At 66.9% G+C, this 11266-nt stretch carries 7 protein-coding genes; 4 read left to right on the top strand and 3 right to left on the bottom strand.

Annotated features, from left to right (window positions below; genetic code table 11):
• The first annotated feature begins 214 nt into the window (after positions 1–214).
• The 3 genes from DLM85_RS13535 (at position 215) to DLM85_RS13525 (ending at position 5385) form a co-directional block, all read left to right on the top strand.
• Complete coding sequence (locus DLM85_RS13535) at positions 215–751, top strand: hypothetical protein (protein WP_111478650.1); 537 nt, start codon at positions 215–217, stop codon at positions 749–751.
• Positions 752–868: 117 nt separating this feature from the next.
• Positions 869–4240 carry a reprolysin-like metallopeptidase gene (locus DLM85_RS13530; RefSeq protein WP_111478649.1) on the top strand — a complete coding sequence of 1124 codons (3372 nt, stop codon included), beginning with the start codon at positions 869–871 and terminating at the stop codon, positions 4238–4240.
• A 71-nt stretch (positions 4241–4311) separates the two neighbouring features.
• Positions 4312–5385 (top strand): hypothetical protein, encoded by a 1074-nt coding sequence (locus tag DLM85_RS13525; protein ID WP_111478648.1) that lies wholly within the window; start codon positions 4312–4314, stop codon positions 5383–5385.
• Here DLM85_RS13525 and DLM85_RS13520 read toward each other — a convergent pair whose 3' ends face one another.
• The 3 genes from DLM85_RS13520 to DLM85_RS13510 form a co-directional block, all read right to left on the bottom strand.
• Positions 5386–7560 carry a helix-hairpin-helix domain-containing protein gene (locus DLM85_RS13520; protein ID WP_243635956.1) on the bottom strand — a complete coding sequence of 725 codons (2175 nt, stop codon included), beginning with the start codon at positions 7558–7560 and terminating at the stop codon, positions 5386–5388.
• Complete coding sequence (locus DLM85_RS13515; RefSeq protein ID WP_111478647.1) at positions 7557–8438, bottom strand: hypothetical protein; 882 nt, start codon at positions 8436–8438, stop codon at positions 7557–7559. Before DLM85_RS13515 ends, DLM85_RS13520 begins: the two co-directional genes overlap by 4 nt.
• A 161-nt stretch (positions 8439–8599) precedes the next feature.
• Positions 8600–10888 carry a S46 family peptidase gene (locus DLM85_RS13510; RefSeq protein WP_111478646.1) on the bottom strand — a complete coding sequence of 763 codons (2289 nt, stop codon included), beginning with the start codon at positions 10886–10888 and terminating at the stop codon, positions 8600–8602.
• Between the two features lie 140 nt (positions 10889–11028).
• On the opposite strand from DLM85_RS13510, the gene yidD reads away from it, so the two are divergent.
• On the top strand, positions 11029–11256 hold the full coding sequence (gene yidD, locus DLM85_RS13505; RefSeq protein WP_111478645.1) for a membrane protein insertion efficiency factor YidD: 228 nt from the start codon (positions 11029–11031) through the stop codon (positions 11254–11256).
• Positions 11257–11266: the final 10 nt, after the last annotated feature.

Below are 11266 nucleotides of genomic sequence, written 5' to 3'. Positions count from 1 at the left end.
CAGCGGGGCAGGGCTTGAGGAAGGCCCTTGGTTACGCCGACCTGCGGTTGGCTACGCCAGATGAGGCTGACACGGCCCTAACCAACCCCTACACACAAATCAGCCGCCGCCACGCCCGGCCCGAAACAACCTTCCGCCGGCCCGTTGGTCTATTCTTTGCCAGGGTTCATCCAGTCTTCATGCCGCTCCGGTGGCGGCGTATTACCTTACCGCTATGTTTGCCTCTGCCCTCTGGCTGCCCCTGCTGCTTGCGCCCTTCACCGGTGGTTCGGCCGCGCCGCCGCCCGCCGATTACTGGACGGAGCTGTCGGCCGCGGCCGGGCGCAAGCTGGGGCCGCCGCGCATCCAGCCCCTGCGCTACCGCACCCTGCAGCTGAACCTGCCGGCCGCCCAGCGCTACCTCCGGGCCGTGCCCGCCGAGGGCGACGCCCCCACCCTGCTCACCCTGCCCCTGCCCGACGGCTCGAAGCACCAGTTTCGGGTGCGGCGCAGCAACGTGATGGCGCCCGAGCTGGCGGCCAAGTTCCCGGAGCTGCAAACCTTTGCCGGCCAGGACGCGGCCGACGCCACCGCCGCGCTGCGCCTGGAGCTGACGCCCACCGGCCTGCGCGCCCAGATTATCGGCTACGGCCGCACCCAGTTTATCGAGCCCTACCGCGCCGGCGACACCCAGCACTACATCTGCTTCGACAAGGCGGCCCTGCCCCCGGACAGCAAGCAGTGGTCGGAGCCCGGGCCCCTAAAGCGCTGACGGGGGCGAACATTCTGCCCCGAACCGCTTCCGGCAGCGGCCGAAATACTGTAACTTGGGGCTCCCAAAATCAGGTTTTTCCCTTTTCTCATAACACCCACTCTCTTTTCATTGCCTATGCGCCCATCTTCTACCCCGACCGGTACGCGGCGAAGCTCGCTGCTGGGGGGCTTGTTGCTGCTGGGTCTGGCCTCGCCGTTTGCTGCCTCCGCGCAGCGCGTGCTCTGGGCCGACGCCAAAGCCGAGCGCCTGCCCGCCGCCGCCCGTAGCACCACCCAAGCCCTCGACCGGTACCGGGTGGTCAGCGTACAGACCGCCAACCTGCGCGCCGCCCTGGCCAGCGCCCCCGCCGAGAAAGGCGCCGGCGCCCGCCAGTCGGCCACCGTGGTGTCCTTGCCCCTGCCCGACGGCACGGCCGGCCGCTTCCGCGTGGTCGAAACCCAGGTGATGCACCCGCAGCTGGCCGCCAAATTCCCGCAGATCAAGACCTACGCCGGGCAGGGCATCGACGACCCGAGCGCCGTGGCCTACTTCGACGTGACGCCGGCCGGCCTGCACACCATGATCCTGTCGCCGGGCAACACGGTGTACATGGACCCCACGGCCGACGGGGTAAACCACCTGGTGTTCTACAAGCGCGACATCAGCCAGAGCGCGCTGAGCCGGGGCGTCTGCGGCGTGGATGACGCGGCCGGGGCGGCCCAGCGCCTGGCCCCTACCGCCAACCCCGCCACCTCGTCGTCGCCGGCCGCCATCGGGGCGCACGGCACCCAGCGCCGCCTCTACCGCCTGGCCATGGCCTGCACCGGGGAGTACGCCGCCACCAAGGGCGGCACCGTGCTCGGCGCCATGTCGGGCATCACCACTTCCGTCAACCGCGTGAGCGGGGTGTACACCACGGAGCTGTCGGTGGCCTTCCAGCTGGTGCCCAACACTGACCAGCTGGTGTACCTGAACGCCAGCAACGACCCGTACACCAACAACGACGGGCCGACCATGCTGGGTGAAAACCAGACGACGGTGACCAACATCATCGGCTCGGCCAACTACGACATCGGCCACGTGTTCAGCACCGGCGGCGGCGGCATTGCCCGGCTGGGCAGCGTATGCGTAGCGGGCAACAAGGCGCAGGGCGTAACGGGCCTGCCCAACCCCGTGGGCGACGCCTTCGACATCGACTTCGTGGCCCACGAAATCGGCCACCAATTCGGCGGTTCGCACACCTTCAACTCCAACGCCGACGGTAACTGCACCAACGGCACGCGTTCTTCGACGGCGGCCTACGAGCCGGGCTCGGGCTCGACCATCATGGCTTACGCCAACATCTGCGCGCCCAGCAACATCCAGTCGGCCTCCGACGCCTACTTCCACGCCAAGAGCCTGGAGCAGATCATTGCCCACATCACCGGGACCGGCAACTGCGCCGCCCAGACGGCGACCAACAACACCCCGCCCACGGTTAGCGCCGGCACCCGCCGCATCATTCCCAAGGGCACGCCCTTCGAGCTGACCGGCTCGGGCAGCGACGCCGACGGCGACGCCATCACCTACTGCTGGGAGCAGTACGACCTGGGCCCGGGCGGCGCGCCCAACTCGCCCTCGGGCAGTGCGCCGATCTTCCGCTCGTTTATGCCCACGACCAGCCCCTCGCGCACCTTCCCGCGCCTGAGCAACCTGCTGGCCAACACCCAGGCCATGGGGGAAATTCTGCCCAGCTACGGTCGCCAGCTGCACTTCCGCCTTACCGTGCGCGACAACCGCGTGAACGGCGGCGGCACCAGCTACGACACCGTATCGGTGCCGGTGGTGAACACGGCCGGTCCCTTCCTGGTGACCCAGCCCAACGCCTCGGGCCTGGTATGGCGCGCCACGGTGCCCCAGCAGGTTTCGTGGGACGTGGCCAACACCACGGCGGCCCCCATCAACGCGGCCAACGTGGACATTCTGCTCTCGACCGACGGCGGCCAGACCTACCCGCACACCCTGCTGGCCGGCACGCCTAACGACGGCAGCGAAGCCGTGACCGTGCCCGCCACGGTGGCCTCGTCGACGCAGTGCCGCATCAAGGTGAAGGCCAGCGGCAACGTGTTCTTCGATATTTCGAACAGCAACTTCACCCTGCAGACGCCCACGGCCCCGAGCTTCTACCTGACCAGCGGCTGCGCCAACACCGCGCCCACGTTCTGCCCCGGTAGCTCGTCGACCTGCAGCGTGAGCGTGGGCCAGCTGCTCGGCTTCACCGGCCAGGTGACGCTGTCGGCCACGGGCCTGCCCACCGGCATGACGGCCAGCTTCGCAGCCAACCCGGTAGCGGCCGGCGCCACCTCGTCGGTGACGCTGACCTCGTCGGCCACCACGCCCTCGGGCACCTACACGGTGAACGTTATCGGCACCAGCGGCTCGCAGACCGAGACGCAGAGCATCAGCGTGACGATTCGCAACGCGGCCAACGTCGCCCCGACGCCGACCTCGCCGGCCGTCAACTCGATGCGCGCGCTGCCCATGCCGAACTTCCAGTGGACGCCCATCACGGTGGCCAGCTCCTACGACCTGCAGGTGGCCACCGACGCGGCCTTCACCAACCTGGTTATCAACGAAACCGGCCTGGTCAACAACATCTACACCGCTACTTCGGCCCTGACGCAGAACACCCAGTACTACTGGCGCGTGCGCGGCATTGCCGACTGCGGCACCGGGCCGTGGTCGACTTCCGGCGTCTTCGCCGTGGGCCGTCAGTTCTGCATCCCGACCGTGTTTAACGCCACCGACGTGCCCCAGAGCATCCCGTCCACGGGCTCGTCGCTGGTTCTCTCGTCGATCAGCGTGACGCAGGGCACCAACCCCGCTACCCAGCTGGTGGCCGGCGACGTTATCAGCGCCATTCGCGTGCGCAACGTGGCCATCAGCCACCCCAACACGGGTGAGCTGATCGTGTCGCTCAGCGGCCCCACCGGCCGCCGCATCACGCTGACCTCGGTGCCCTGCTACGGCGCGGCCAACCTGAACGCCAGCTTCGACGACGCGGCCGCGGCCCTGACCTGCCCGGCTAACACCGGCGCGGCCTACCAGCCGGCCAACCCGCTGTCGGGCTACCTGGGCACCAACCCCTTCGGCACCTGGACGCTGCTGGTATCGGACGTGGCGGCCGGCAACGGCGGTGACCTGACGGGCTGGGGCCTGGAAATCTGCACCACCCGCGACGCGCTGCTCACCAGCAAGAAGGAAAGCCAGCAACTGCAGGGCGTATCGGTGTACCCGAACCCGAGCAACGGCGACTTCTACCTGAACGTGGACAACGGCCTGAGCGGCCAGCTGAGCGTGTCGGTAACCGATGCCCTGGGCCGCGTGGTGCTGACCAAGGAACTGCGCAAAACGGCCGGTCAGCTGAACGAGCGGCTCGACATGAGCAAGCTCAGCCGCGGCATGTACCAGCTGCACCTGGCGCTGCCCGGCGGTGGCACGGCGGTGGAGAAGCTGATGAAGCTGTAATCCGCCCCGAAACTCTATCTTTAAAACCGGCCGGCTTCGTGTGAAGCCGGCCGGTTTTATTTTTAGCCCCGATGCGCACTTTCCGCCGCGTTGCACTGCTAGTACTCGCGGGCCAGCTGGCTCAACCGGCCGCGGCGCAGGGCCTCGTGAAGCTGCGCCGCGCCTGGCTTGACCCGGTCGACAGCGTGACGGTGATGCCGCCGTACGCGCTGGACCAGGACCTGACGGGCCTACTTATCTATTCCCAATACCCACGCAACGGCAACGTCGCCCCGCGCGGGTATTGGTTTAGCTGGCCCTTCACCAGCATCGATGGCCAGCTGGGGCTCTACATCACGCGGCGGCAGATTTACCTGCAGTCGGGCCACAACAACCCGAACCCCAACCACCTGTACTGGGTGCAGAACATTACGCCGGTGCAGTTCCAGGCCATTAATGCGGTGCTGGGCCGCCTGCTGGTGCCATTGCCATTCCAGACCGCAGCCGGGACTGATTGCGGCTACTTCCGCTGCCTCGGATTCCAGCCGAAGGAATCGGCCAACGTGAGCCTGGAAACGGAAGCCCAATGGGAAGCTTTCCGAAGCAAGGAAGCAGCCGACCTTGCCCAGCGCGTTCGGAGCTTACTGCAGGAGCTAAACTACCACCTGCCCTCGAATGGCCAGTTGAGCGTGCCACCCGCCGCGGGCTTGTTTGACCACGGCACGCACGTGGCCTGGAGCGTCGACGAGCTGCTGAGCGGCGGGTTCTTTTTCATGCCCAAAGGCCGGCCGGACGCCAACCTTTCCCGAAACTTCTCCCTGCGGGACGACGCCGTGTTTGTGCTTGGCAAGCAGCAATACCGCCTCGGCCAGGATTATGCTTTCGTGGGCTACGCCGAGCAGCGCGCCACCCGCGGGCTCACGCTGCACTGGCAGCGCAAGTCCGGCGTCAGTTCCCGACTTCCGGCCACGCTCACGCTGCAATGCCGGAAAGTCGACAAGCTGGTCGTCAAGCCCGCCGACACCGGGCCGCCCGCACTGGATCAGCAGTTGTGGTTTGCGCACCTGCCCCACGACGTGGACGCCTACGAGCTGGTGCTGGGCCTGGAAAGCGGCCGCACTCTGCACATCAGCTGCGCCGAAGCCCGGCTGACGGCCGCGCCGTAGCTACAGCGCCACCCGCAGCTGGGCTTTCACGTCGCTGCGTTCGTTGCCGCGGATTTCGTCGAGGCCGGAGCCGACGGTGTTTTGGTGGCGGTAGCGGGTGTTGGCGAAGCGCACCCAGAGGGTGAGGCGGCGGTTGATTTTGTACTCGGCCAGCAGGTAGTAGCGCGTGCCGCGGCCGTAGAGCACCGGGATGGAAAAGGCGTAGAGCACGTCCTGCTCGTACACGTACTGGCGGGTGTCGTAGTCGTCGGTGTCGAAGAGGGCGTAGCGGGCGGTGAGGCGCAGGCGTTGCCAGGGCTGCACCGTCACGTCCTGGGCCAGCAGGTAGCCGGTTTTCACGGGGCGGTCGGCTTCGCGGTAGCGCACGCCCTGCACGCGGGTGCGCAGGCTGAGCGCGGGCGTGGGGCTGGTGTCGTAGAACAAAAGCAGGGAGCGGCGCATCACGGGCACCGGCAGCGGCATCGGCCGGGTGCTGCTCGCGTCGTCGTATTCCTTCACGCGGGTGCGGATCTGGGCGTAGAGCTGGCTGGTTTTGGTCGGGGCGAAGCTCACGCGCAGCAGCCAGTCGTAGCCGCTGCCGGGGGCGCCGGCCTGGTAGCGCAGCCAGGGAAAGCGGAACTGGTCGTAGTAAGCCGACAGCTCCCAGCGGGCAATAGGGCGCAGCTTCAGGCCCAGGTACAGGCCGTTTTCGTTGATGTTGCGGGTGTTTTCGCCGAGCGCGTTGCCGTAGAGCGTGTGGAAATCCTTGTCGTAGCGGCGGAAGAGCACCGAGGCATCCACCGTCGGCCCCAGGCTGGCCAGCAAGCCGTTGACGGTGCCCAGGCCGCCGCTGCTGCTGCGGGCCGTTTCGCCGAACAAGCTCACGTTGCGCCAGCCGTAGCTGTAGTGCGTGCTCACCGCCAGGTTGTGGCGCCCGCTGAACTCGTAGAAGTTGTACGGCTCGTTGCGCTTCTGCAGGGGCTTGTCGAACAGGGTGTTAACGGCCGTCAGGCCCACGTTCAGCCGGCCGGTGCCGGGTGCGAAGCTCAGGTCGCCGCCCGTGACGGTTTCCTGCAGGGCCTGGCGGTTGGCCAGCTCCGAGGGCGTGCGGTGAAAGCCGGTGATGGGCAGCCCCGAAGCAAAGTCGCTGAAGTCATCGGCCTGGCGCAGCGAGTCGACCACCGCGCTGGTGCGCAGGGTCGCGTCGATGCGCTTGCGCGAGGCAAAGCCGGTCAGCTTGAGGGCGGGTGTAAGGGCCACGGTGGCGGCGGCGCCGCGAAAAAACGCCGTTTCCAGCACCGAGGAGTAGGGCCGCACGCCCACGTTGGAGCGGCGCAGAGTGGTGATGGTTTCGGCGCCCTTGCCCACCTGCAGGCCCGAGGACAGCAGCAGCCCCTGCCCGAACTGCAGCTGGTAGTCGCCGATGACCACGGACTTCAGCCGGCCGCGGTCGAACAGGGCGAAGTGCGCCGAGTAGTAGTCGAAGCCGTAGCGGCGGGTCTTGGTGTCCCAGGTGAACTGCTCGCCGGCGTCTTTTTCGGCCGCGAAGCCGATGGAGAAGTCGCGGGCGTGGCTGGTGCGGAAGCGCACGAGCATTTTGTCGGCCGAGCCGAGGTAGTGCGCGGGCAGCTCGCCGTTGCTGTTGGGCGCGACGGGGCCGTAGCCGCGGCGGTCCTGCAGCACCCGCTCGTAGCGCAAAAACAGCGCGTTGTTGTCTTCCTGCCAGATGCGCTTCCACAAGGGGCCGCGGGCCGCGTTGGTGTCGGTGTTGCCCACCGTCACGAAGGGCGCCACCCGGTAGATGGTGCGCAGGTCGAAGCCGCGGATGCTCTGCAGCTCGTACAGCGCCAGCAGCTGGCCGTAGAGCTGGCGGTGCTCCAGCAGGGCCGTAATCTGGGGCTCCGAGAGCAGCAGCAGGCTGCTGAGCTCCTCGCGGTTGGCCGTGTTCAGGTTCAGCGGCGTTTGCAGGTACTGCAGCAGGTTTTCGTAGAGGTCCTCGTAGTTTTCCTGGTCGCTCTGGGGCTCGGCAAACAGCTCCTGCACCAGCTTGTCGAGGTCAGGGCGCGGGCGCTGGTAGTCCTGCACCTGGGCCTGGGCAGTACCGGCCAGCAGCAGGGCGGCCGTCAGCAGTCCGGCGGCGCGGGCTCCTCCCCCACCGCTCAGCCGCCGCGTAGCAAAGTCGAAGCGGGGCATCATGGCTGGGTCGGGGGCTGCGGTTGGGCTTTGGGCTCGAAGCGCAGGCCGGCGCTCAGGTGCTGGCTCAGGCCGAGCACGTTGTGGTAGCCGGCGGCATAGTCGAGGCGCAGGCGGCCCAGGCGCAGGCCCAGCCCGCCGGTGGCCTGCTCGGCCAGGGTGGCAAAGCCGGCGCGCACCGTCAGTGCGTCGATGAGCTGATACTCCAGCCCGGCTTTGAAGTCGGCCGACTGCTCGATGTCCTTTTCGGTTTCCACCACCAGCAGCACCTTGGCGCTGGGGCGGTAGCTCAGTCCCGCTTTGAGCACGGTGGGCACCCGCTCGTCCTGGTACTGGGCCAGCTTGGCCTGGTTGAGGTTGTAGAGGTAGGCCCCAAAGGTCAGCTTCTGCGGAATCACCTCGGCCTGCCCGCCCAGCGACATGGCCACCGCCCGGCGGCTGCCCAGTCCCTCGATGCTCACCTGCAGCACGTCGGCGCGGGCACCGATGCTTACCAGGCCCAGCCGGTAGCCGTAGCCCAGGCCCACGCGCTGCTCGCTGTAGAGCTTGCCCCCGAAGCGCTGCAGCTCCACGCCCACCACGCCGTTGCGGGCCGCCTTGGCGCCCTCGGGCTGGGGGCCCAGCGGCACGGCGGCGGCCAGGGCGGCGGTGCTCAGCTCGCGGATGAAAAACTGGTTGCCGGCGTATACGCCCACTTCGGCGCGGGTGAGCTGGCCCAGCCCGGCCACGTTGTTGCCGATGGCCCACACGTCGGAGAGCGTGGTGGCGGCGGTGCCGAGGCCAGCGGCCCGGGCGCCGCGCACGCCGGGGCCGTTGCCCTGGGCGTGGGCGGCCGAAGCAGCTAACATAAAGAAACCAAGGGCAGCGTAGAGTTTGGGCATAGGCGCGGGCTAATCGGTGCAAGATAATTGGCCCGCAACGGATTAGCTACTGCCCGCAGCCGGGAAAATCTTGCCGTCGAATTTCCGAGTCAGTACCGCAAAAAAGCCCCGGCACCAAGCGGTACCGGGGCTTTTGGATCGGCCAGGAGCTGGTGGCGGGCTTACTGGCCCACCGAGGCGGCTTCCTTGCCTTTCTTCTTGGTTTTCACCTTCATCTTTACCGGCTGCGCATCCGAGTTGCCCGGGGCGGTGGCCATGCTGGCGTTGGGGTTCGGGCCGTTGTTGACGATGGTCATTTCGTCGACGATGTGCTTGGCGCCGCCGAGCTTCTCGATGCACCAGAGCACGTAGCGGATGTCGGCGTTGATGCAGCGCTTCAGCTCCGGGTCGTAGGCCAGGTCGCCGGTCATGGCTTCCCAGTTGCCGTCGAAGGCCAGGCCGATCAGCTCGCCGCGGCCGTTGATGACCGGGGAGCCGCTGTTGCCGCCCGTAATGTCGTTGTCGGTGATAAAGCCCACGTGCAGCGTGCCGTCCTTGTCGGCGAAGCGGCCGTAGTCCTTGCCGGTGAGCAGCTGCTCCTCCTTCGGCGGCACCACAAACTCGGGGTTCGAGTTGTCCTGCTTTTCCAGAATGCCCTGGCCGGTGGTGAAAAAGCTGTAGTTCACCGCGTCGCGGCCCTTGTAGGGGCGCACGGTGCCGTAGCTCAGGCGCAGGGTGGAGTTGGCGTCGGGCGAGTACACTTTCTGGGTGTTTTTCTCGCGCAGCGCGGCCACGTACAAGCGGTTGGCGCGCACCAGACTGGCCTGCTGGGCCTGCATTTTCGGCAGGATGTTCTGCACGTAGTTCTGGTACACCGACTGGTAGGTCTTAAAGCCCGGGTCGGCTTCCAGTTTGGCCACGGTGGGCGCGGCCAGGAAGGCCTCAACTTTTGCTTTCGAGGTCAGGAAGGAATTGGCGTACACGTAGTCGGCGTACTTCGGCATCGAGCCGCCGTACTGTTTCTGCACCAGCTGAAACACGTCGGGCTGCTGCTCCTTGGGCACGTCCTGCATGTAGAGGCCCAGCAGCGCGGCGAAGATTTTCTTGTCCGTGGCGGCGCTGTAGTCCTTGAAGTATTCCTCCACCGGCTCCTTCAGGTCCTCGGCGGCCTTCTTGGCGGCGGCCGGGTCGGCGGGCATTTTGCCGTCCCCTTTCAGGGCATTGTAGAGCGGCAGCATGCGGGCGGCCAGCGTCACGATTTCGGTGCCGAAGGCGGCCTCGTTCACGTACTGGCTGCTCAGGTTGTACTCGCGCAGGCCGGCGTAGGCCTGGTTGATGTCGCTGAGCACGGTGCCGTACTGCGCGGTGCGGGTGGCATCAGCCCCGATCCACTGCTGCAGAGCGGCTTCTTCGGCCTTTTTCTGGTCTACCGTCCGGAGGCGCTTCATGCCCTCGTTCTGGCCGATGAAGTACTTCCAGTAGTTGGCAATGTTGGCGTACTTCGAGGCGTACTGCAGGCGCAGGGCCGGGTCGCGGTCCATGTCCTCTTTCCAGAGCTTGAGGCGGGTGTCGCGCAGCTTGATGCGGGCCGGGTTGCTCTGCTCCAGCGTCATCTGCAGGCCGGCGGCGGGCAGAAAGCGCTGCGTGCGGCCCGGGAAGCCGAACACCATCGAGAAGTCGCCCTCGCTCACGCCTTGCAGGCTTACGGGCAGGTGCTTTTTGGGCATGTAGGGCTGGTTGCCGTCCTGAAAGCCGGCGGTGGGCTTGTTGTTTTTGTCGGCGTACACCCGGAACATCGAAAAGTCGCCGGTGTGGCGGGGCCACATCCAGTTGTCGGTGTCGCCGCCGAACTTGCCCACGGCCTCGGGCGGGGCGCCCACCAGGCGCACGTCGCCGAAGCGCTGGTACACGAAGAGGTAGTACTCGTTGCCGCCGAAAAAGTCGCGCACGTAGGCCACGTACTGGCCGTTTTCCTTGGCCGCGGCGGCCAGCTCGCGCTGCCGCTGCTGAATGGTGGCCATGCGCGTAGCCTCGGGCGTCTGGGGCGTGATGCCTTCGAGCATCTTGGGCGTCACGTCCTCCATGCGCACCAGGATGTCGACGAACAGGCCGGGGTTCTTCAGCTCGTCGGTTTTGGTGGCGGCGAAGAAGCCGTTCTGCAGGATGTTGTTCTGGGTGGTGCTGTGGCTCTGAATGGCGTCGTAGCCGCAGTGGTGGTTGGTGAGCAGCAGGCCCTGGCCCGACACGAACTCGCCGGTGCAGAAGCCGCCGAGCTGCACGATGGCGTCCTTGAGCGAGGCGTTGTTGACGTCGTAGATTTCCTCGGCCGTGAGCTTGAGGCCTTTTTTCTGCATGTCGGCCTGGTTGAGCCGCTTCACGAGCAGCGGCAACCACATGCCTTCGTCGGCGCGGGCCACCACCGGCAGCAGCAGCGCCAGCAGCAGGCCTTTCAGCCAGTTGGGGTTGAACATCGATTGGGGAAATAAGTGAGTGAAACGGCGCAACTTGCCAAGGGCAACGCCGAACCAAACTTACAAAGGCCGGCGTTGTTTGCCTAACGCCCGTTCGGTTTTCCGCCGCGCGGGCGGCTTGTCGCCCCATCCGCTTTGCCGTGTCCGCGCTGTTCAAGTACTTCTTCCTGGCCCTGGTGTGGGTGTACCGGCACCTGATTTCGCCGCTCAAGCCGGCCACCTGCCGCTACCAGCCCACCTGCTCGGCCTACGCCACCGAGGCCCTGCGCCGCCACGGCCCCTGGCGCGGCGGCTGGCTGGCCCTGCGCCGCATCGGCCGCTGCCACCCCTGGGGCGGCTTCGGCTACGACCCGGTGCCGGAGAAGTAGCGGTACGCGA

The organism is Hymenobacter edaphi (assembly GCF_003258365.1).
Lineage (GTDB): Bacteria > Bacteroidota > Bacteroidia > Cytophagales > Hymenobacteraceae > Solirubrum > Solirubrum edaphi.
This window is presented reverse-complemented; position numbering and strand designations above follow the sequence as displayed.